This is a genomic window from Escherichia ruysiae (assembly GCF_031323975.1).
GTDB lineage: Bacteria > Pseudomonadota > Gammaproteobacteria > Enterobacterales > Enterobacteriaceae > Escherichia > Escherichia ruysiae.
The window spans coordinates 3,328,520-3,350,305 of sequence record NZ_JAVIWS010000001.1 but is presented as its reverse complement, the minus strand read 5'-3'; the positions used below and the strand labels follow the sequence as shown (position 1 = coordinate 3,350,305).

Here is a 21,786-nt window from a genome sequence, read left to right as displayed (position 1 = left end):
CCTGTCAGCGGCAGGGCCGAAATGCAGCCCTGCCAGAGTGGATCAACGCGCTAAAGCTGCGGTCAGCGCCGGAAGGATCTTCACGGCGTCGCCAACAATGCCGTAATCCGCGTACTGGAAGATCGGCGCATTTTTATCTTTATTGATGGCGAAAATGGTTTGCGACGCGTTAGCGCCAACCATGTGCTGGATCTGCCCGGAGATCCCCACAGCCAAGTACAGTTCAGGTTTCAGCATCAGGTTGGAGATACCGACATAGCGTTCGTGCTCCATCCATTTTTCGTTTTCTGCCACCGGACGAGAACAGGCCAACTCCGCACCTATCGCCTTACAAAGCTGTTCTGCCAGCGCAATGTTATCTTTGCTGCCAATGCCGCGACCGACGCTGACCACCAGACGGGCTTTGTCGAGATCGACGCTGTTGCTCTGACGCGCCTGGGTTGCCGTGCGGGTAATCGCCACAGCCGGAGCCTGCCACTCCACGGTGTGCGTTTCGCCAGTGCGTGACGCGTCTGGCTGAGCCGCATCAAACGTGCCGCTGCTGATGGTCAGTACCGCATACGGCGTGGCAATGCGTTCTTCGCCAATCGCCAGACCGCCGTAAACCATGTGTTTCACTGTCGCTTTACCGTCCTGTACGCTGACGGTGCTGGCATCGTTAGACACCGCCGCTTTAAGGCGATAACCCAGTTTTGCCGCCAGTAATTTGCCGCGACGGGTGTTTGGCAGCAGCACCAGACCGTCTGCGCCGTGCTGGCGAATAGTGTCAGCCATGACACCTGCGTAATCTTCGATCATCCGATCGTCCGGTTTGCCGTTTAATTTCCAGACATGATTAGCGCCTAGCTGGATTGCCTGTGCGCCGTCGGCATCATTGAGGACAAAGGCATTGATTTGATTAGCTAAAGCCTGCGCACCGTTCATCAGTTCCGGCAGACGAGAAGGGGTATCGCTGAATACCCAGACTTGAGAAAACGTGTTCATAGCATCCCCTGTAATTAAATGACTTTGCGAAGATTTTCAGCAAATGCGGCGATCTGTTCTTCGCCGTCGCCTTCAATCACGATGCGCTGACGCTCGCGCTGTTTCGGCGCGGCAACCTGTTGTTCTGACCAGGCTGCCTCTGCGTTAAAACCGATATCCGCCGCCGACCATACCTGGACGGGCTTTTTCGCCGCGCCGAGAATAGCTTTCATCGAAGGAATTTGTGGGGAGTTGATATCAGTGGAAACAGCAACAACCGCAGGCAGCGGAATGCTTAAGGTTTCGGTTTCATCTTCCAGTTCGCGCTCAACGGTGAGGGTATCTGCCGTCAGGGAGAGGATTTTGCCCACGCCATTAACTGCAGGAATATTGAGGATTTCGCCCACCAGCAAACCAACCTGCTGGGCATAAAGGTCGGAAGAACCATCGCCGCAGAGGATCAGATCAAAGCCTGCTTTCTGGGCAGCCGCAGCCAGTGCGGTCGCCGTTTGTTGCGGCAGTGCCTGCTCGAACTGGTCGTCAATCACCACAATCAGTTCATCCGGGCCGCGCGATAGCACATCTTTACGCCCTTTGGCGTTGGTCAGGGCTTTACCGCCCACACTTAAGGCTGTCACCTGCGCCTCTGCTGCCTGTTGCTTTAGCTGGCAAGCCGCTTCAATAGCGTTGAGATCGTATTGGCTTATTTTGGCATCGGCTTTGCTGAAGTCTAATGAACCATCAGCATTATTGACCGCAATATCCTGTTCATCAGGCACGCACTTATAGCAAGTAATAATCTTCATTGCATCTCCAGAAATCATGAAGGAAACGTCGTTCATATCGGTGGTGTTAATTACAGATATCACGCCCTTTAATTTGGAAATAAAACTTTAATCACCAATATTGAAAATGTCACACGCAGATAAATCCAACTTTCAATATTGTTAAGTCCCTCACCAATATTGAAAACATGGCGTAGCAAAAAGAAATTTTCAATATTGTTTTATGGATCACCAATATTGAAAGTCAGATGCTATTTTTTTACGCACAACCAAACACAACTAATTGATTAATAAATAATATTAACATCAAAAGCTCTTGTTTTTACCCGATAGAAAAATGTGATTCAAATCACAGAATGCAGCCAATTGAATACCCATTATGAGTTAGCCATTAACGCGTTTACGAGGTTAATAATAATTATATTAAATGTTAACAAAAATAAAACAAACGGGAACGCAAAATAAATATTCGTTTTCACAGTGGAATTAACTCATGAAAGATAAAAAGAGAAAAACGGGAATAGAACCGAAGGTATTCTTTCCGCCGTTAATAATCGTTGGCATACTTTGCTGGCTTACAGTCAGAGATCTGGATGCGGCGAATGTCGTTATTAATGCTGTATTCAGTTACGTCACCAATGTATGGGGATGGGCATTTGAATGGTATATGGTGGTGATGCTTTTCGGCTGGTTCTGGCTGGTGTTTGGCCCGTATGCCAAAAAGCGTTTAGGTAACGAACCACCAGAATTTAGCACCGCCAGTTGGATCTTTATGATGTTCGCCTCCTGTACGTCTGCTGCCGTACTGTTCTGGGGCTCTATTGAGATCTACTACTACATCTCCACCCCGCCGTTTGGCTTAGAACCGAACTCGACAGGAGCGAAAGAGTTGGGGCTGGCTTACAGCTTGTTCCACTGGGGACCTCTGCCGTGGGCCACTTACAGCTTCCTTTCTGTCGCCTTCGCTTACTTCTTCTTTGTCCGCAAAATGGAAGTGATTCGCCCCAGCTCTACGCTGGTGCCGCTGGTGGGTGAAAAACACGCCAAAGGGTTGTTCGGTACTATTGTCGATAACTTCTATCTCGTCGCCTTGATCTTCGCGATGGGCACCAGTCTCGGCCTTGCCACACCGCTGGTGACCGAGTGTATGCAGTGGTTGTTTGGCATTCCGCATACCCTGCAACTGGACGCCATCATCATTACCTGCTGGATTATCCTCAACGCCATTTGCGTCGCCTGCGGCCTGCAAAAAGGGGTACGTATCGCCAGTGATGTGCGTAGCTACCTGAGCTTCCTGATGCTGGGTTGGGTGTTTATCGTCAGTGGTGCCAGCTTCATCATGAACTACTTCACCGACTCGGTGGGGATGTTGCTGATGTATCTGCCGCGCATGTTGTTCTATACCGATCCTATCGCCAAAGGCGGCTTCCCGCAGGGCTGGACGGTTTTCTACTGGGCATGGTGGGTGATTTACGCTATCCAGATGAGTATCTTCCTGGCGCGTATTTCCCGTGGTCGTACCGTGCGTGAACTGTGCTTCGGCATGGTGCTGGGGCTGACAGCCTCCACCTGGATCTTGTGGACCGTGCTTGGTAGTAACACTTTGCTGTTGATAGATAAAAACATCATCAACATTCCGAACCTGATCGAACAGTACGGTGTGGCGCGCGCCATCATCGAAACCTGGGCCGCTCTGCCGCTCAGCACCGCCACCATGTGGGGCTTCTTCATTCTTTGCTTTATTGCCACCGTTACGCTGGTTAACGCCTGCTCTTATACCCTGGCGATGTCCACCTGCCGCGAAGTACGCGACGGCGAAGAGCCGCCGCTGCTGGTGCGTATCGGCTGGTCAATTCTGGTTGGCATTATCGGCATTGTTCTGCTGGCGCTCGGCGGCCTGAAACCGATTCAAACCGCCATTATCGCCGGAGGATGCCCGCTGTTCTTCGTCAACATTATGGTGACGCTCTCCTTTATTAAAGACGCGAAACAGAACTGGAAAGATTAATTAACCCCCAAAATATCAAGAGGTTGAAAGATGGATTTTAATTTAAATGATGAGCAGGAACTGTTTGTCGCCGGTATCCGTGAACTGATGGCCAGTGAAAACTGGGAAGCCTATTTTGCCGAGTGCGACCGTGACAGCGTCTACCCGGAACGTTTTGTTAAAGCACTGGCGGATATGGGTATCGATAGCCTGCTGATCCCCGAAGAACACGGTGGTCTGGACGCAGGATTCGTCACCCTCGCCGCCGTGTGGATGGAACTGGGGCGTCTGGGGGCGCCAACCTACGTGCTGTACCAGTTGCCGGGTGGGTTTAACACCTTCCTGCGCGAAGGCACACAAGAGCAGATCGACAAGATTATGGCGTTCCGTGGCACGGGTAAGCAGATGTGGAACTCAGCGATTACCGAACCGGGCGCGGGCTCCGACGTGGGTAGCCTGAAAACGACTTATACCCGTAGAAATGGTAAGATTTATCTTAATGGTAGTAAGTGTTTTATTACCAGCAGCGCCTACACCCCGTACATCGTGGTGATGGCGCGCGACGGTGCTTCTCCGGACAAACCTGTCTACACCGAATGGTTTGTTGATATGAGCAAACCGGGCATCAAAGTGACCAAACTTGAGAAGCTCGGTCTGCGTATGGATAGCTGCTGTGAAATCACCTTTGACGATGTGGAACTGGACGAGAAAGACATGTTCGGTCGGGAAGGTAACGGCTTTAACCGCGTGAAAGAAGAGTTCGACCACGAACGTTTCCTGGTAGCCCTCACCAACTACGGTACGGCGATGTGCGCCTTTGAAGATGCGGCGCGCTACGCCAATCAGCGAGTGCAGTTTGGCGAGGCTATTGGTCGTTTCCAGTTGATTCAGGAAAAATTCGCCCACATGGCGATCAAATTAAACTCCATGAAAAACATGCTGTATGAAGCAGCGTGGAAAGCAGACAACGGCACCATCACCTCTGGCGATGCTGCGATGTGCAAATACTTCTGCGCCAATGCGGCATTTGAAGTGGTGGACAGCGCAATGCAGGTGCTGGGCGGCGTCGGGATTGCGGGTAACCACCGCATCAGCCGCTTCTGGCGTGACCTGCGTGTAGACCGCGTCTCCGGGGGATCTGACGAAATGCAGATCCTGACGCTGGGTCGTGCGGTGCTGAAGCAATACCGCTAAGTCCGTGCGCTGCCTGATGCGACGCTTGCCGCGTCTTATCAGGCCTACGGTTGGCCGGATAAGGCGTTTACGCCGCATCCGGCAGTCATGCGCTACATAAATTTTTCAGGAGCTAATATGGATCATCTACCCATGCCGAAATTCGGGCCGCTAGCCGGATTACGGGTTGTCTTCTCCGGTATCGAAATCGCCGGGCCATTCGCCGGGCAAATGTTCGCAGAATGGGGTGCGGAAGTTATCTGGATCGAGAACGTCGCCTGGGCCGACACCATTCGCGTTCAACCGAACTACCCGCAGCTCTCCCGCCGTAATTTGCACGCGCTGTCGTTAAATATTTTCAAAGATGAAGGCCGCGAGGCGTTTCTGAAATTAATGGAAACCACCGATATCTTCATCGAAGCCAGTAAAGGCCCAGCCTTTGCCCGCCGTGGCATTACTGATGAAGTCCTGTGGCAGCACAACCCGAAACTGGTTATCGCTCACCTGTCCGGTTTTGGTCAGTACGGCACCGAGGAGTACACCAACCTTCCGGCCTATAACACCATCGCCCAGGCCTTCAGTGGTTACCTGATTCAGAACGGTGATGTTGACCAGCCAATGCCTGCCTTCCCGTATACCGCCGATTACTTCTCCGGCCTGACCGCCACCACGGCGGCGCTGGCGGCACTGCACAAAGTGCGCGAAACCGGTAAAGGCGAAAGTATCGACATCGCCATGTATGAAGTGATGCTGCGCATGGGTCAGTACTTCATGATGGATTACTTCAACGGTGGCGAAATGTGCCCGCGCATGACCAAAGGTAAAGATCCCTACTACGCCGGTTGCGGTCTGTACAAATGCGCCGACGGCTACATTGTGATGGAACTGGTGGGTATTACTCAGATCGCAGAGTGCTTTAAAGATATTGGTCTTGCGCATCTGCTTGGTACGCCGGAAATCCCGGAAGGCACTCAGCTTATCCACCGTATCGAATGCCCTTACGGCCCGCTGGTTGAAGAGAAACTCGATACCTGGCTGGCAGCACACACCATCGCGGAAGTAAAAGAACGCTTTGCCGAACTGAATATCGCCTGTGCCAAAGTACTGACCGTACCGGAACTGGAAAGCAATCCACAGTATGTGGCTCGCGAATCAATCACTCAGTGGCAAACGATGGATGGTCGCACCTGCAAAGGGCCGAACATCATGCCGAAATTCAAAAATAACCCCGGCCAAATCTGGCGCGGAATGCCATCGCACGGCATGGACACGGCTGCCATTTTGAAAAATATCGGCTACAGCGAAAACGACATTCAGGAGTTGGTCAGCAAAGGTCTGGCCAAAGTTGAGGATTAAACGCGTGGCGTAGGTCGGGTTACCCGACTAGCGCCCGCTCAATAACAAACGAACAAAATGGATAGAGGTGCAATGGATATCATTGGCGGACAACATCTACGTCAAATGTGGGACGATCTGGCGGACGTTTACGGTCATAAAACGGCGCTGATTTGTGAATCCAGCGGCGGAGTCGTTAACCGGTACAGTTATCTTGAGTTAAATCAGGAGATTAACCGCACGGCAAACCTGTTTTATACGCTGGGGATCCGCAAAGGCGACAAGGTCGCGCTGCATCTGGACAACTGCCCGGAATTTATCTTTTGCTGGTTCGGGCTGGCAAAAATTGGCGCGATTATGGTGCCGATTAACGCCCGCCTGCTGCGCGAAGAAAGTGCGTGGATCCTGCAAAACAGCCAGGCGTGCCTGCTGGTGACCAGTGCGCAATTCTATTCCATGTATCAACAGATTCAGCAGGAAGATACTACGCAGCTACGGCACATTTGCCTGACCGATGTGGCGCTTCCCGCTGATGATGGCGTCAGTTCGTTTACTCAACTGAAAGAGCAACAACCTGCCACCTTGTGCTATGCGCCGCCGCTAGCGACCGACGATACGGCGGAAATTCTCTTTACCTCCGGCACCACCTCCCGACCGAAAGGGGTGGTGATTACCCATTACAATCTGCGCTTCGCCGGATATTACTCCGCCTGGCAGTGCGCCCTGCGTGACGATGACGTCTACCTGACGGTAATGCCTGCATTTCATATCGATTGCCAGTGCACTGCGGCGATGGCGGCGTTTTCTGCCGGAGCCACCTTTGTGCTAGTCGAGAAATACAGCGCCCGCGCCTTCTGGGGACAGGTACAGAAGTACCATGCCACCGTTACCGAATGTATTCCGATGATGATTCGTACGTTGATGGTGCAGCCGCCTTCAGCGAACGATCAGCAACACCGCCTGCGGGAAGTGATGTTTTATCTCAACCTGTCGGAGCAGGAAAAAGATGCGTTTTGTGAACGCTTCGGCGTTCGCTTGCTGACGTCTTATGGGATGACAGAAACCATTGTGGGCATTATCGGCGATCGCCCTGGCGATAAACGACGCTGGCCGTCGATTGGCCGGGCGGGATTTTGCTACGAAGCGGAGATCCGCGACGATCACAATCGTCCGCTCCCGGCGGGAGAGATCGGCGAAATCTGCATTAAAGGCGAACCGGGGAAAACCATCTTCAAAGAGTACTTTCTCAACCCGCAAGCCACCGCCAAAGTCCTGGAAGCCGATGGCTGGCTTCATACTGGCGATACCGGATACTGCGACGAAGAGGGCTTTTTTTATTTCGTCGATCGTCGCTGCAACATGATCAAACGCGGTGGCGAGAATGTTTCCTGCGTGGAGCTGGAAAATATCATCGCCACCCATCCGAAAATTCAGGATATCGTGGTTGTTGGTATTAAAGATTCTATTCGCGATGAAGCTATCAAGGCCTTTGTGGTGCTGAATGAAGGTGAAACATTGAGCGAGGAAGAATTTTTCTGCTTCTGTGAACAAAATATGGCGAAATTTAAAGTGCCTTCTTATCTGGAGATCAGAAAAGATCTGCCGCGTAATTGCTCGGGGAAAATAATCAGAAAGAATCTGAAATAAACATAATGGCAGGGAATTATCCTGCCAGCTAATAATCACGCTCTAAAAATAAATGCATTCTTTGCAGGGATGTTGTCGTCCCTGAAAAAATAAAAATGGAGAAAAGGAATGAGTGAATCATTACATCTGACCCGCAATGGATCAATTCTGGAAATTACCCTTGATCGTCCAAAAGCCAATGCTATTGATGCAAAAACCAGCTTTGAGATGGGCGAAGTATTTCTTAATTTCCGTGACGATCCGCAATTGCGCGTCGCTATTATTACCGGAGCCGGAGAGAAATTCTTTTCCGCCGGCTGGGATTTAAAAGCGGCAGCAGAAGGCGAAGCGCCGGATGCTGATTTCGGGCCAGGCGGATTTGCTGGGTTAACCGAAATTTTCAATCTCGATAAACCGGTTATCGCAGCCGTGAACGGCTACGCCTTTGGCGGCGGCTTTGAACTGGCGCTGGCGGCAGATTTTATTGTTTGTGCCGATAATGCCAGCTTCGCCCTGCCGGAAGCCAAACTGGGTATTGTCCCGGACAGCGGCGGCGTGCTGCGTCTGCCGAAGATCCTACCACCTGCCGTCGTCAATGAAATGGTGATGACCGGCAGACGAATGGGCGCAGAAGAGGCGCTGCGTTGGGGGGTAGTCAACCGCGTGGTTAGCCAGGCTGAACTGATGGATAACGCCCGCGAACTGGCGCAGCAGCTTGTTAATAGCGCCCCGCTGGCAATTGCGGCACTGAAAGAGATCTATCGCACCACCAGCGAAATGCCGGTTGAAGAAGCATATCGCTATATTCGCAGCGGTGTGTTGAAAAACTATCCCTCAGTTCTGCATTCGGAAGATGCCATTGAAGGGCCGCTGGCGTTTGCTGAGAAGCGCGATCCGGTGTGGAAAGGGCGTTAATAACCGTGAGCTATTACGCCTTTGAGGGATTAATTCCGGTGGTTCACCCGACGGCGTTTGTCCATCCCAGTGCGGTATTGATTGGCGATGTAATTGTGGGAGCCGGAGTCTACATCGGTCCCCTCGCCTCGCTGCGTGGTGATTACGGACGACTGATTGTGCAAGCAGGAGCCAATATTCAGGATGGCTGCATTATGCATGGCTACAGCGATACTGACACCATTGTCGGGGAAAACGGTCATATCGGTCATGGCGCGATCCTGCATGGCTGTGTGATCGGTCGTGATGCATTGGTCGGGATGAACAGCGTGATTATGGATGGCGCGGTCATTGGTGAAGAGAGCATTGTTGCCGCCATGAGCTTTGTCAAAGCAGGCTTTCGCGGCGAGAAACGCCAGTTGTTGATGGGCACGCCAGCCCGTGCCGTGCGCAGCGTCAGCGATGACGAGTTGCACTGGAAGCAATTGAATACTAAAGAGTATCAGGATCTTGTCGGGCGCTGCCATGCAGCGTTACATGAAACGCAACCGTTGAGGCAAATGGAGGAAAATCGTCCCCGTTTGCAGGGGACGACGGATGTGACGCCAAAGCGGTAACATCATCGGATGCGGCGTAAACGCCTTATCCGACCAACCAGGAGCGCAACCGTAGGCCGGATAAGATGCGCCAGCATCGCATCCAGCAACCAGGCTGCGTGGTATCAACGAAATGACATTAACGACGCATACTCTTTGACAACATCATCTGCCACTTCTGCTCGCGGTTAAGTTCCGTGAGCGGAACGGCAGGAATACGCGGCGTCTTTCTTACGCCGACTAATTTTTCCCGGCTGTTATTGCGCAGGCGCGCGTAAATGTGCTCATCAATATCGACCACTTTAACCAGTCGCTGGCACTGACATCCCCGCCCTTCCAGCTTATTAGGGATCATCTTAACTTCGCAGCTTATTTCTGCGACTTCCGACAGAATATAAGTTAGGGTATTAATCGCCTTGCTGTGTTCAATATCGAAATGAATAGAGATCTCTCTTGCTATCACCCAGCGATTTTCAGCCATCATCCATTCGGCGATTAACAAATAGAGTGGTTTTTCAACATATCCTTCACACATACGAACTCCAGTTTCACAAATTAAAAGTCTGGCTATGACTCGTTTTGAAGCAATCAAACAAGGCCATATTAAAATTGTGGATATATCGATAGTATGCAACTTCCCTGTCAATAAGTGTGAGCTAAATCCTGCTTACATCATCAAAAATAGAGTTTCCCGGAAAGATTATCCTTACTGGTAAAAAAAACGGTTCTCATCAGAGAACCGTATTAGTTATTCGATCAAATTGGCGGATAAAAAATATCTGCCATGACACGCTATTATTTGATCTGCGCGTGCATTTCCTGTACCGAAATAACTTTTTCGGTCGCATCTGCATTCAGTGCCATCGCGGTAGCAAAACCGCCGTTCAGGGTGGTGTCGTAATGTACTTTATATTGCAGCGCGCTGCGACGAATCACGCGGGAGTCTTCAATCGCGCGACGACCTGACGTGGTGTTGATGATGTAGGTATATTCGCCATTCTTAATACGATCCTGAATGTGCGGACGACCTTCATGCACTTTGTTCACCAGACGTGGATTAATACCCGCTTCGCCCAGCACAATCGCCGTACCGTGGGTCGCATCCAGCTCGAAGCCCTGTTTCAGCAGTTTTGCCGCCAGATCAACCACGCGTTCTTTGTCGCCTTCACGCACGGAGAGCAGCGCACGACCGTGTTTCTTCATGGTGGAGTTACTACCCAGTTGCGCTTTAGCAAACGCTTCAGCGAAGGTGCGACCGACGCCCATCACTTCCCCGGTGGAGCGCATTTCTGGCCCTAACAGCGGGTCAACGCCGGGGAATTTGTTGAACGGCAGCACCACTTCTTTCACCGAGTAGTACGGCGGGATAACTTCTTTAGTTACGCCCTGCTCAGCCAGCGATTTGCCAGCCATCACGCGCGCCGCCACTTTTGCCAGCGGTACACCGGTGGCTTTGGAGACGAACGGAACGGTACGCGCCGCACGCGGGTTAACTTCAATCAGGTAGACTTCGTTGTTTTTCACTGCAAACTGCACGTTCATCAGACCGCGCACCTGCAATTCGAAGGCCAGTTTCTGCACCTGCTGGCGCATCACATCCTGAATTTCCTGACTTAAGGTGTAGGCTGGCAGAGAACATGCGGAGTCACCGGAGTGCACGCCCGCCTGCTCAATATGCTCCATGATGCCGCCAATCAGCACCATTTCGCCGTCGCAGATGGCGTCCACATCAACTTCTACCGCGTCATCAAGGAAATGATCCAGCAGCACCGGCGCATCGTTAGAGACACTCACCGCCGTCTGGAAGTAACGGCGCAGGTCGGCTTCATCGTAGACGATTTCCATCGCCCGACCGCCGAGAACGTAAGATGGGCGCACCACCAGCGGGTAGCCAATCTCTTTCGCCTTCTCAACCGCCATTTCAATAGCGGTAACGGTAGCGTTAGCCGGTTGTTTCAGTTTCAGACGGTCAACCGCGTGCTGGAAGCGTTCACGGTCTTCTGCACGGTCGATGGCATCCGGGCTGGTGCCGATAACCGGCACGCCAGCGGCTTCCAGTGCGCGCGCCAGTTTCAGCGGGGTCTGACCGCCATACTGAACGATAACGCCTTTCGGCTTCTCAATACGCACGATTTCCAGCACATCTTCCAGGGTTACCGGCTCAAAGTAGAGACGGTCGGACGTGTCGTAGTCGGTAGAGACAGTTTCCGGGTTACAGTTAACCATAATGGTTTCGTAACCGTCTTCGCGCAGCGCCAGCGAGGCGTGTACGCAGCAGTAGTCGAATTCGATCCCCTGACCGATACGGTTCGGGCCGCCGCCGAGCACCATGATTTTTTCACGGTCAGTAGACGGATTCGCTTCGCACTCTTCTTCATAAGTGGAGTACATGTAAGCGGTGTCGGTAGCAAACTCTGCCGCACAGGTATCCACACGTTTGTAGACCGGATGCAAATCATACTGGTCGCGCAGCTTGCGGATTTCCGCTTCACGCACGCCCGCCAGTTTTGCCAGACGCGCATCAGCAAAGCCTTTGCGTTTTAGCTGGCGCAGGAAGTCAGCGTTCAGGCCAGTGATGCCCACTTCTGCCACTTTCTCTTCCAGACGCACCAGCTCTTCAATTTGCACCAGGAACCAGCGATCAATGTTGGTCAGGTTGAAAACGCCGTCTACAGACAAGCCCGCACGGAAGGCATCGGCGATGTACCAGATACGCTCTGCGCCGGCATCTTTCAGTTCGCGGCGGATTTTTGTCAGGGCTTCCGGGTCATCGAGGCTCACTTTCGGGTCGAAGCCGGTCGCACCGACTTCCAGGCCGCGCAGGGCTTTTTGCAAGGATTCCTGCTGCGTGCGACCAATCGCCATCACTTCGCCAACCGATTTCATCTGGGTGGTCAGACGGTCGTTCGCACCAGCGAATTTCTCGAAGTTGAAGCGAGGAATTTTAGTAACCACGTAGTCGATGGACGGTTCGAAGGAAGCCGGAGTACGCCCGCCGGTGATGTCGTTCATCAGCTCGTCAAGGGTGTAACCCACCGCCAGTTTCGCCGCCACTTTGGCAATCGGGAAGCCGGTGGCTTTCGATGCCAGCGCCGAAGAACGCGACACACGCGGGTTCATTTCGATAACAATCAGGCGACCGTTTTTCGGGTTAACCGCAAACTGAACGTTGGAACCGCCAGTTTCAACGCCAATTTCACGCAGTACCGCCATCGAGGCGTTACGCATGATTTGATATTCTTTGTCGGTCAGCGTCTGGGCTGGCGCCACGGTGATGGAGTCACCGGTGTGGATGCCCATCGCATCGAAGTTTTCGATAGAGCAGACGATGATGCAGTTGTCGTTTTTATCACGCACCACTTCCATCTCGTACTCTTTCCAGCCGATCAGCGACTCATCAATCAGCAGCTCTTTGGTCGGGGAGAGATCCAGACCACGGGCGCAAATTTCTTCAAACTCTTCGCGGTTATAGGCGATACCGCCACCACTACCGCCCATAGTAAAGCTAGGTCGAATGATGCACGGGAAGCCAACTTCAGCGGCAACCGCCAGCGCCTCTTCCATAGTATGTGCGATACCAGAACGCGCGGTTTCGAGGCCGATTTTCTTCATCGCCACGTCGAAACGGCGGCGGTCTTCTGCTTTATCAATCGCGTCGGCGGTAGCACCAATCATAGTCACACCGAACTCTTCCAGCACGCCCTGACGCTCAAGCTCAAGCGCACAGTTCAGCGCCGTCTGACCGCCCATCGTTGGCAGCACCGCATCCGGACGCTCTTTTTCAATAATCTTACGTACCACTTCCCAGTGAATCGGCTCGATGTAGGTCGCATCAGCCATTTCCGGGTCGGTCATGATGGTCGCCGGGTTGGAGTTCACCAGAATGACGCGGTAACCCTCTTCGCGAAGGGCTTTACATGCTTGCGCGCCAGAGTAGTCAAACTCACACGCCTGACCGATAACAATCGGGCCCGCACCCAGAATCAGGATACTTTTTATATCTGTACGTTTTGGCATGGCTCTTTTACTCCTGATTACTTAGCGGTTTTACGGTACTGCTCAATTAACTCGATAAAGTGGTCGAACAACGGCGCTGCGTCGTGTGGACCAGGGCTGGCTTCAGGGTGCCCCTGGAAGCTGAACGCCGGTTTATCGGTGCGATGAATCCCTTGTAACGTACCGTCGAACAGGGATTTATGTGTAACACGCAGGTTTGCAGGTAATGTTGCTTCGTCCACCGCAAAACCGTGGTTCTGGGCGGTGATCATCACCACGTTTTTCTCAATATCTTTCACCGGATGGTTGCCGCCGTGGTGACCAAATTTCATTTTGATGGTCTTCGCCCCACTTGCCAGCGCCAGCAGCTGATGACCGAGGCAGATACCAAATACCGGGATGTCGGTTTCGAGGAATTTCTGGATGGCGGTAATGGCGTAATCGCACGGTGCCGGATCGCCAGGGCCGTTGGAGAGGAAGATACCGTCCGGATTCATTTTCAACACGTCTTCCGCAGAGGTTTGTGCCGGAACGATGGTCAGGCGACAGCCTCTGTCCACCAGCATCCGCAAGATGTTGCGCTTGGCACCGAAATCATAAGCCACGACGTGGAACGGCAGCTCGTCTTCTTTTTTCGCTTCTGGCAGGCCGCCGGTCAGCCTCCAACTCCCTTGTGTCCAGCTATAGGCCTCTGCGGTAGTCACTTCTTTTGCCAGATCCATACCATTGAGGCCAGGGAACGCGCGGGCTTTTTCTAATGCCAGCGCCGCATCCGGGTTGTCGCCCGCGATGATGCAGCCGTTCTGTGCGCCTTTCTCGCGCAGTAAACGCGTCAGCTTACGGGTATCGATATCGGCAATCGCTACGATGTTATGGCGCTTCAGGTAAGAAGAGAGGTCTTCGGTATTACGGAAGTTGCTGGCAATCAGCGGCAGGTCGCGAATCACCAGACCTTGTGCATGTACCTGAGAAGATTCTTCATCAGCGTCATTAGTGCCGACATTGCCAATATGGGGATAAGTAAGAGTAACGATTTGACGAGAATAGGAAGGATCAGTGAGGATTTCTTGATAACCGGTCATTGAAGTATTGAAAACGACTTCCCCAACCGCCGAACCTGTTGCCCCTATGGCCCGACCGTGAAACTGGGTTCCGTCTTCCAGAACCAATAGCGCTGACTTAATCAAAACACCCTCCAGAGAATATTCACTCACTTTATTTGCATATTAATTCACAATGATGCGATGAATCAATGCAAATCTGCTTACCGACGAATTTCTGGCAAACGGCGGCATTCTGGAGATATGGGCGCTAAAAGTCAACTCAATAGCGGGATTTATTATATAATTTTATGCCTCACATCTATTTTACAGGCACTAACCGACAAAAACACAATCTAACAAGGTCTGGAAAACGCTTGCGCAGCGAGAAGAATGTGTAAACAAAGAACACGAAGAAAAAAAGTGGACCAGATGGTCAAAATTTACATTAAAACAACAAAAGAAGAAGACAAAACATGTAATTTTTAGCACTTGAATAAAATTCAAAAACATAACACCAAAAATAAAAGGGCTTAAAATTAAAGCCCTTTATAATCAATAAATTAAATGTGTTATTTTTGCGTCATTACAAATGTTTTGTGGTTACAATTTATTGAGATTAAGCACATCTCTCATATCAAAAAGGCCACTTTCCTTGCCACTCAGCCACAATGCCGATCTTACTGCGCCGTTAGCAAATGTCATGCGGCTGGAAGCCTTATGAGTGATCTCCAGACGTTCGCCGATATCGGCAAACATGGCGGTATGTTCACCCACGATGTCTCCGGCACGTACAGTGGCAAAACCTATCGTTCCGGGAACGCGTTCACCGGTATGCCCTTCGCGGCTGTAAACGGCACAATCTTTCAGATCTTTATCCAACGCATGGGCAATCGCTTCCCCCATCGCCAGCGCAGTGCCTGACGGCGCATCGACTTTATGTCGATGATGCGCTTCGATAATTTCGATATCAGTGTAGTCACCCATGACCTGAGCCGCTTTCTCCAGCAACTTAAGCATGACGTTGACACCGACGCTAAAGTTGGCGGCAAAGACAATCGCAATATCTTTGGCAGCTTCACCAATCGCCTGTTTACCTGCGTCATCAAAACCCGTGGTGCCAATCACCATCCCTTTGCCATGTTGGCGGCAAAAAGCGAGATGGTTCAGCGTACCTTCCGGACGGGTAAAATCGATAAACACATCAAAATCATCTTTTACAACATCAAGGCTGCTTTGTACGATAATGCCGGTTTTTCCTGCTCCAGCCAGTTCGCCAGCATCGCTGCCCAGTAAAGAAGATCCTTCGCGTTCCAGCGCCGCGCCAAGCTGCACGCCCTCTAATGCCAGCGCCGCCTGAATCAACTGGCGGCCCATACGCCCCCCGGCTCCCGCGATGGCAACGCGGATGTTTGCATCATGCATAGCTATTCTCTTTTGTTAATTTGTATAGACCGTTTTCAGAGTAACCAGCGCATCGCTACGCCGCCAGCCAAAAACGCTGATAATTAGAAATTAATGATAAACAGGGAGGGATATCAGTGAAAGGCATGAGTCAGTGAATGACTACATGCTGATAACATGTGACAGGTTACGGCGCCAGCGCCAGCACCTCCGCCACCCACTGCTGGAAACCTTTCACGTCCAGATCCAGCGCAACCTGAACATTTGCCGGTTTATCCAGCCGACCGTCAATATCGACGACTGTCGTACCCGCAGTAAATTCACCTTGTGTTTCTACCGCCACAAAACACGGTTTGAGAGTGAACAAGTCCGGGCGAACCAGCCAGGCAATGGCACAGAGATCGTGCATTCGTAGGCCACTTTGCATACTGCCGCTGCGGTAGTGACTAAACAGTGCATGAAGCATTTTTCCGGTGCGATTCAATTCCGGTAGTGTGATGAGATATTCGGGAGTGAGCATCGCCTGATTGGTGACGTCCAGGCCACACATCACAATCTCCAGTCCGCTCTGGAAGACCTGGGCCGCCGCTTCAGGATCAATCGCAATATTAAACTCGGCATTCGGCGTGAAATTGCCACGACCGGCAGAACCGCCCATGATCACCAGACGACGAATATGCGGTTTGCATTCCGGGCACTGCGAAAGTAATAGCGCGATATTCGTCAACGGCCCGATCGCCACCAGGGTAACGGGTTCAGGCGCGCACATTAGCGCATCACGAATCGCCAGAAACGCCGGTTTCTCCAGTGGTTTTCGATTGTGCTCAACGAAGTCATAACCTTCCATGCCGGATTCGCCATGAACATAAGACGCATCACGCGGTGCGCGTACCAACGGTGTTGCCGCCCCCTGGGCGAGTGGGATATCCGCATCCCAGAAATGCAGCAATTGCAGCGCATTTCGGGTAGTTTTCTGCACCGATACATTGCCTCCGACAGTCGTCATCAGTTGGAGATCGAGTTGTGGGGCGAAGATCGCGGCAGCAATCGCTGCGGCATCGTCGATACCAGGGTCAGTATCCAAAAAAATCGGCAAGCGCATGTTTTCTCCATAAAAAATGCCGGTAATAAGACCGGCATTTTCGCATAACTTAGGCTGCTAATGACTTAATCAACTTCACGAATATCGACACGCAGCTCTTTCGGCACTTCGAAAACAATGTTTTCTTCACGGCCTTCAAGCGAAATGGCTTCACCACCGCCAAGCTGCTGTAAACGTGCGACGACGTTCTGTACCAGAATATCCGGAGCTGATGCGCCCGCAGTCACACCGACGCATTTCGCTTCTTTCACCCACTCTTCCTGGATATCTGCCGCATCGTCAATTAAAAACGCGCGTTTGCCCATACGCTGTGCCAGTTCCGCCAGACGGTTGGAGTTGGAGGAGTTTTTCGAACCGACCACCAGCACAACTTCCGCCTGCTCTGCCAGGGCGCGTACTGCTTCCTGACGGTTGGTAGTGGCGTAACAAATGTCATCTTTGCGCGGCCCGACAATTTTCGGGAAGCGTTTACGCAGCGCGTCGATAACATCAGACGTGTCATCCACCGACAGCGTGGTCTGGGTCATAAAAGAGAGCTTCTCTTCGTTTTTGACCGTCAGCTTCCATACGTCATCTGGCGATTCAACCAGATACATTCCCCCTTCCGGGTTGCTGTACTGTCCCATCGTCCCTTCCACTTCCGGGTGCCCGGCGTGGCCGATGAGAATAGATTCTTCACCACGACGACTAGCGCGGGCAACTTCCATATGCACTTTGGTCACCAGCGGACAGGTGGCGTCGAATACCGTCAGATCGCGACTTTTCGCTTCGTTGCGTACCGCCTGGGAAACGCCATGCGCAGAGAAAATCAGGATCGCACCGTCCGGCACTTCGCTGATCTGCTCAATAAAGATAGCCCCACGCTCGCGCAGGCTATCGACCACGTAGCGGTTATGCACCACTTCGTGGCGGACATATATCGGTGCGCCGTAAATGGCCAGCGCGTTTTCAACAATGCTGATAGCGCGGTCTACCCCGGCACAAAAACCACGCGGGTTGGCCAACAGGATCTGCATGTTACGCCTCCAGTGCCGGATCGATTTCCAGCACTTCAATATCAAAATGAACGGTCTGCCCGGCCAGCGGATGGTTAAAATCAACGGTAATAGAGTCGCCGTTAATTTCGCGGATCACGCCAGGCATCTCACTGCCATCCATTGCGGTAAAAAGCATTATTGCGCCAATTTCTGGCTCGCCTGCATCCATAAACTCACGGCGGGAGAAGTACTGAATCAGGTCTGGTGACGGCACGCCAAACGCCGCATCTGGCTCCAGCGTGAAGGTGGTTTTATCGCCCACTTTCAGCCCCAGCAGATGTTGCTCCAGCCCTTCGGAAAGAGAAGCATCACCCAGGCGGAACAGCGCCGGTTTACCGTTGTTGCGGGTAGACTCGGCGGTAGTGCCATCGTCGAGTTTTAGCGTGAAGTGCACCAGGACGGCGCTATTGCTCTGTACAGATTCAGACATGCAGGTTTGCTCTTGTATTTGAGGATTTTTGCCGGATGCGGCCTACGATTTCGCAGCAATCGGTAGGCCGGATAAGATGCGTCAGCATCGCATCCGGCAGGGTTTATTATTGTTTTTTCGCTTTAGAAGGTAAAAAACCTTCCAGCACAATCAATGCCGCACCGACACAGATTGCGCTATCGGCGAGGTTGAAGGTGGCGAAATGCCAGTCGCCGACGTAGAAGTCGATCATATCGACCACAAAGCCGTGCCACAGACGGTCGAACAGGTTGCCCAGTGCGCCGCCAATAATCAGCGCGTAAGCGATATTGTTTAGCTTTTGCGTAGCCTTCGAGCGATACATCATCACCGTCAGGATCACACTAATACCAATCGCAATACCGGCAAAAAACCAACGCTGCCAGCCGCCGCTATCGGCAAGGAAACTAAACGCCGCGCCATAGTTACGCGCATAATGCAGATTAAGCGACGGGAACAGCGGAACCGTATCCCCCAGAGCAAAGTTCTGGAGGATCAGGTATTTGCTGCCCAGATCGATAATCAGCACGACTACCACCAGCCACAGCCAGCGTAGCCCTGTTGAACAGATCGATTGACTCATCAGGCAAACTTACGTTTTTCACCGTCGCCGGCGACGTTGCTGACACAGCGGCCGCAGATTTCTGCGTGTTCCGCCACCTTGCCGACATCCTGGGTGTAGTGCCAGCAGCGTGGGCACTTATCACCTTCGGCTTTACTCAACGCGACTTTCAGCCCTTTGAGTACTTCGCTCTGCTGCGCATCAGCAGGTGCGTCGTTATAGTCTGCAACGGCAGCGCCAGAGGTCAACAGGACAAATCGTAATTCATCACCCAGCGCGGTCAGTTTCGCCGCCAGTTCGGGTTCCGCGTACAGGGTCACTGCCGCTTCCAGAGAACCGCCGACTTTCTTATCCGCACGAGCCTGCTCGATGACTTTGTTCACTTCGCCACGCACTTTCAGCAGCTCGTCCCAGAATGCATCGTTCATCGCTTCGCTGTCTGCCAGACCAAACAGGCCTTCGTACCACTCACCGGTGAAGACGTATTTTTCACGCTCGCCCGGCAGGTAGCCCCACACTTCATCAGCGGTGAAGGAGAGGATCGGCGCCATCCAGCGCACCAGCGCTTCTGCAATGTGATACAGCGCAGTCTGGCAGCTACGACGCGCCACGCTGTCCGCTTTAGCGGTGTACTGACGGTCTTTGATGATATCGAGGTAGAAAGAGCCCATCTCAACGGAGCAGAAGCGCATCAGGCGCTGTACCACTTCGTGGAAATCGTATGCTTCGTAAGCCTTGAGGATGTCTTCCTGAGCCGCTTTCGCACAACCCACAGCCCATCTGTCCAGTACCACCATCTCTTCCGGTTTCACCATATCTTTTGCTGGATCGAAACCATTGAGGTTTGCCAGCAGGAAGCGCGCGGTGTTACGGATACGACGATAGCTGTCAGCAGCACGTTTCAGGATCTCGTCAGAAACAGCCATTTCGCCGGTGTAGTCGGTTGATGCCACCCACAGACGCAGAATATCCGCGCCAAGTTTGTTCATCACATCCTGCGGCGAAACGGTGTTGCCGATGGATTTAGACATCTTGCGACCCTGACCATCCACGGTAAAGCCGTGAGTCAGTACCTGACGATACGGCGCTTTGCCTTTCATCGCAGTGGAGATCATCAAAGAAGACATGAACCAACCACGGTGTTGGTCAGAACCTTCCAGATACATGTCCGCAGCGTGGCCGGCAAATTCCGGACGCACGTCAACAACGGAAGAGTGGGTAGATCCAGAGTCAAACCACACATCCAGCGTATCAGGCACTTTCACGTACTGGTCAGCTTCGTCGCCGAGGATCTCTTTCGCATCGAGATCCCACCACGCCTGAATGCCATCAACTTCAACGCGTTTTGCCACTTCTTCCATCAGTTCGAGAGTACGCGGATGCAGCTCTTCAGTGTCTTTGTGCACGAACAGTGACATCGGTACGCCCCAGGTACGCTGACGGGAGATACACCAGTCAGGACGGTTAGCGACCATCGACTCGATACGCGCCTGACCCCAGTCCGGGATCCACTGCACGCCTTTGATCTCTTTCAGTGACTGCGCACGCAGACCTTTCTGATCCATGCTGACGAACCACTGCGGCGTCGCGCGGAAGATGATCGGCGTTTTGTGACGCCAGCAGCACGGATAGCTATGCTGCATTTTCTCAACATGCAGCAGCGCGCCTTTTTCCTGCAACAGCGCAACGACGATGTCGTTCGCTTTGAAGACGTTCACACCATCCAGCGTCGGGTAAGTACCCGGCAGATAAGTGCCGTCCGGACCAACCGGGTTAGCGGTTTCCAGGCCGTATTTCTGACCAATCACATAGTCGTCCGGGCCGTGGCCAGGCGCGGTGTGAACAGCACCAGTACCGGCATCCAGGGTAACGTGATCGCCGAGGATTGCGGGAACGTCGAAGCCCATAAACGGATGAGTAAAGCGCAGCAGCTCAAGCTCTGCACCTTTCACCGTGCCGAGAATGGTGTAATCGGTCACGCCGATACGTTGCATTACGCTTTCAACCAGATCTTTCGCCAGAATCACGGCCTGACCGTCGATCTGCACCAGCGCATAGTCGAAATCAGGTGCAATGGAGATTGCGCGGTTCGCAGGCAGAGTCCACGGCGTAGTGGTCCAGATCACCAGCGAAATTGAGCCGTTAACGTTGCTGACGCCAAATTTCGCTTTCAGCGCATCCTGATCGACTGCCTGGAAAGCAACGTCGATGGACGGAGAGGTTTTGTCGTAATACTCAACTTCCGCTTCTGCCAGCGCAGAACGGCAGTCAACGCACCAGTGTACCGGCTTCGCACCTTTGTGCAGGTGACCGTTGCCGATGATTTTACCCAGCGCGCGGATGATATTGGCTTCAGTTTTGAAGTCCATGGTCAGGTACGGGTGCGACCAGTCGCCCAGCACGCCCAGACGGATAAAGTCTTTGCGCTGACCATCAACCTGGGTCGCAGCGTATTCGCGGCACTTGGCGCGGAACTCGGCGGCGGTGAATTTCTCACCCGGTTTACCGTATTCTTGCTCTACTTTCAGTTCGATCGGCAGACCGTGGCAGTCCCAGCCTGGCACATACGGCGAGTCATAACCGGAAAGCCCTTTGGACTTGATGATTATGTCTTTCAGAATCTTGTTAACCGAGTGACCAATATGAATGCTGCCATTCGCATATGGAGGGCCATCATGCAGAATGAAGGTTTTTTTGCCTTTTTTAGCCGCACGGATGATGCCGTACAGATCATCATCAGTCCAACGCGCCAGCATTCCCGGTTCGCGCTTGGCGAGATCGCCACGCATCGGGAACCCTGTTTCCGGCAAATTCAGGGTTGATTTATAGTCACTCATC

General features: G+C 52.5%; 17 protein-coding genes. 6 read left to right on the top strand and 11 right to left on the bottom strand.

Annotated elements, in window-relative coordinates; all coding sequences use genetic code 11:
- Positions 1–42: 42 nt before the first annotated feature.
- The gene (locus RGV86_RS16220) at positions 43–984 is read right to left on the bottom strand and encodes an electron transfer flavoprotein subunit alpha/FixB family protein (protein ID WP_001091478.1); all 942 of its coding nucleotides are present in this window, start codon (positions 982–984) and stop codon (positions 43–45) included.
- 14 nt (positions 985–998) lie between these two features.
- On the bottom strand, positions 999–1,769 hold the full coding sequence (locus RGV86_RS16215; RefSeq protein ID WP_085460308.1) for an electron transfer flavoprotein FixA: 771 nt from the start codon (positions 1,767–1,769) through the stop codon (positions 999–1,001).
- A 472-nt stretch (positions 1,770–2,241) separates the two neighbouring features.
- Between RGV86_RS16215 and caiT the strand changes: the two genes are divergently transcribed.
- The 6 genes from caiT to caiE all read left to right on the top strand — a co-directional run bounded on the left by caiT (position 2,242) and on the right by caiE (position 9,380).
- Complete coding sequence (caiT, locus tag RGV86_RS16210) at positions 2,242–3,756, top strand: L-carnitine/gamma-butyrobetaine antiporter (protein ID WP_032224380.1); 1,515 nt, start codon at positions 2,242–2,244, stop codon at positions 3,754–3,756.
- Between the two features lie 30 nt (positions 3,757–3,786).
- A complete protein-coding gene (caiA, locus tag RGV86_RS16205; protein ID WP_000347117.1) occupies positions 3,787–4,929 on the top strand; it encodes a crotonobetainyl-CoA dehydrogenase in 1,143 nt (380 codons plus the stop codon).
- A 117-nt stretch (positions 4,930–5,046) separates the two neighbouring features.
- Positions 5,047–6,264 carry an L-carnitine CoA-transferase gene (gene caiB, locus RGV86_RS16200; RefSeq protein ID WP_000349946.1) on the top strand — a complete coding sequence of 406 codons (1,218 nt, stop codon included), beginning with the start codon at positions 5,047–5,049 and terminating at the stop codon, positions 6,262–6,264.
- A 72-nt stretch (positions 6,265–6,336) separates the two neighbouring features.
- Complete coding sequence (gene caiC / locus RGV86_RS16195) at positions 6,337–7,890, top strand: crotonobetaine/carnitine-CoA ligase (protein WP_085460306.1); 1,554 nt, start codon at positions 6,337–6,339, stop codon at positions 7,888–7,890.
- 108 nt (positions 7,891–7,998) lie between these two features.
- The gene (gene caiD, locus RGV86_RS16190; RefSeq protein ID WP_085460305.1) at positions 7,999–8,784 is read left to right on the top strand and encodes a crotonobetainyl-CoA hydratase; all 786 of its coding nucleotides are present in this window, start codon (positions 7,999–8,001) and stop codon (positions 8,782–8,784) included.
- Positions 8,785–8,789: 5 nt separating this feature from the next.
- Positions 8,790–9,380, top strand: a complete 591-nt coding sequence (caiE, locus tag RGV86_RS16185) for a carnitine operon protein CaiE (protein ID WP_085460304.1) — start codon at positions 8,790–8,792, stop codon at positions 9,378–9,380.
- Between the two features lie 118 nt (positions 9,381–9,498).
- On the opposite strand, the gene caiF is transcribed toward caiE, so the two are convergent.
- The 9 genes from caiF to ileS all read right to left on the bottom strand — a co-directional run bounded on the left by caiF (position 9,499) and on the right by ileS (position 21,785).
- Positions 9,499–9,894 carry a carnitine metabolism transcriptional regulator CaiF gene (gene caiF, locus RGV86_RS16180; RefSeq protein WP_085460303.1) on the bottom strand — a complete coding sequence of 132 codons (396 nt, stop codon included), beginning with the start codon at positions 9,892–9,894 and terminating at the stop codon, positions 9,499–9,501.
- 260 nt (positions 9,895–10,154) lie between these two features.
- Positions 10,155–13,376 (bottom strand): carbamoyl-phosphate synthase large subunit, encoded by a 3,222-nt coding sequence (gene carB / locus RGV86_RS16175; RefSeq protein WP_001126394.1) that lies wholly within the window; start codon positions 13,374–13,376, stop codon positions 10,155–10,157.
- A gap of 17 nt (positions 13,377–13,393) precedes the next feature.
- Entirely contained in the window at positions 13,394–14,542 is a 1,149-nt protein-coding gene (gene carA / locus RGV86_RS16170) for a glutamine-hydrolyzing carbamoyl-phosphate synthase small subunit (protein WP_085460302.1), read from the bottom strand.
- 456 nt (positions 14,543–14,998) lie between these two features.
- Positions 14,999–15,820, bottom strand: coding sequence for a 4-hydroxy-tetrahydrodipicolinate reductase (gene dapB / locus RGV86_RS16165; RefSeq protein ID WP_309508479.1), 822 nt, complete (start codon positions 15,818–15,820; stop codon positions 14,999–15,001).
- Between the two features lie 166 nt (positions 15,821–15,986).
- The gene (gene rihC / locus RGV86_RS16160) at positions 15,987–16,901 is read right to left on the bottom strand and encodes a ribonucleoside hydrolase RihC (protein WP_085460301.1); all 915 of its coding nucleotides are present in this window, start codon (positions 16,899–16,901) and stop codon (positions 15,987–15,989) included.
- A 65-nt stretch (positions 16,902–16,966) separates the two neighbouring features.
- Positions 16,967–17,917 (bottom strand): 4-hydroxy-3-methylbut-2-enyl diphosphate reductase, encoded by a 951-nt coding sequence (gene ispH / locus RGV86_RS16155; RefSeq protein WP_001166392.1) that lies wholly within the window; start codon positions 17,915–17,917, stop codon positions 16,967–16,969.
- 1 nt (position 17,918) lies between these two features.
- Positions 17,919–18,368: an FKBP-type peptidyl-prolyl cis-trans isomerase gene (gene fkpB / locus RGV86_RS16150; protein WP_000004661.1), complete on the bottom strand. Its 450-nt coding sequence runs from the start codon at positions 18,366–18,368 to the stop codon at positions 17,919–17,921.
- Between the two features lie 106 nt (positions 18,369–18,474).
- On the bottom strand, positions 18,475–18,969 hold the full coding sequence (gene lspA, locus RGV86_RS16145) for a signal peptidase II (protein ID WP_000083378.1): 495 nt from the start codon (positions 18,967–18,969) through the stop codon (positions 18,475–18,477).
- Positions 18,969–21,785 carry an isoleucine--tRNA ligase gene (gene ileS, locus RGV86_RS16140; protein WP_085460300.1) on the bottom strand — a complete coding sequence of 939 codons (2,817 nt, stop codon included), beginning with the start codon at positions 21,783–21,785 and terminating at the stop codon, positions 18,969–18,971. The genes lspA and ileS overlap by 1 nt, the downstream gene beginning before the upstream one ends.
- Position 21,786 lies beyond the last annotated feature (1 nt).

Bases quoted from the DNA above. Each gene is read 5' to 3' on its own strand.
- ispH (WP_001166392.1), bottom strand. From the start codon at position 17,917: ATGCAGATCCTGTTGGCCAACCCGCGTGGTTTTTGTGCCGGGGTAGAC.
- rihC (WP_085460301.1), bottom strand. From the start codon at position 16,901: ATGCGCTTGCCGATTTTTTTGGATACTGACCCTGGTATCGACGATGCC.
- caiF (WP_085460303.1), bottom strand. From the start codon at position 9,894: ATGTGTGAAGGATATGTTGAAAAACCACTCTATTTGTTAATCGCCGAA.
- caiC (WP_085460306.1), top strand. From the start codon at position 6,337: ATGGATATCATTGGCGGACAACATCTACGTCAAATGTGGGACGATCTG.
- carB (WP_001126394.1), bottom strand. From the start codon at position 13,376: ATGCCAAAACGTACAGATATAAAAAGTATCCTGATTCTGGGTGCGGGC.
- caiD (WP_085460305.1), top strand. From the start codon at position 7,999: ATGAGTGAATCATTACATCTGACCCGCAATGGATCAATTCTGGAAATT.
- caiB (WP_000349946.1), top strand. From the start codon at position 5,047: ATGGATCATCTACCCATGCCGAAATTCGGGCCGCTAGCCGGATTACGG.
- fkpB (WP_000004661.1), bottom strand. From the start codon at position 18,368: ATGTCTGAATCTGTACAGAGCAATAGCGCCGTCCTGGTGCACTTCACG.
- RGV86_RS16215 (WP_085460308.1), bottom strand. From the start codon at position 1,769: ATGAAGATTATTACTTGCTATAAGTGCGTGCCTGATGAACAGGATATT.
- caiA (WP_000347117.1), top strand. From the start codon at position 3,787: ATGGATTTTAATTTAAATGATGAGCAGGAACTGTTTGTCGCCGGTATC.
- lspA (WP_000083378.1), bottom strand. From the start codon at position 18,969: ATGAGTCAATCGATCTGTTCAACAGGGCTACGCTGGCTGTGGCTGGTG.
- ileS (WP_085460300.1), bottom strand. From the start codon at position 21,785: ATGAGTGACTATAAATCAACCCTGAATTTGCCGGAAACAGGGTTCCCG.
- caiT (WP_032224380.1), top strand. From the start codon at position 2,242: ATGAAAGATAAAAAGAGAAAAACGGGAATAGAACCGAAGGTATTCTTT.
- RGV86_RS16220 (WP_001091478.1), bottom strand. From the start codon at position 984: ATGAACACGTTTTCTCAAGTCTGGGTATTCAGCGATACCCCTTCTCGT.
- dapB (WP_309508479.1), bottom strand. From the start codon at position 15,820: ATGCATGATGCAAACATCCGCGTTGCCATCGCGGGAGCCGGGGGGCGT.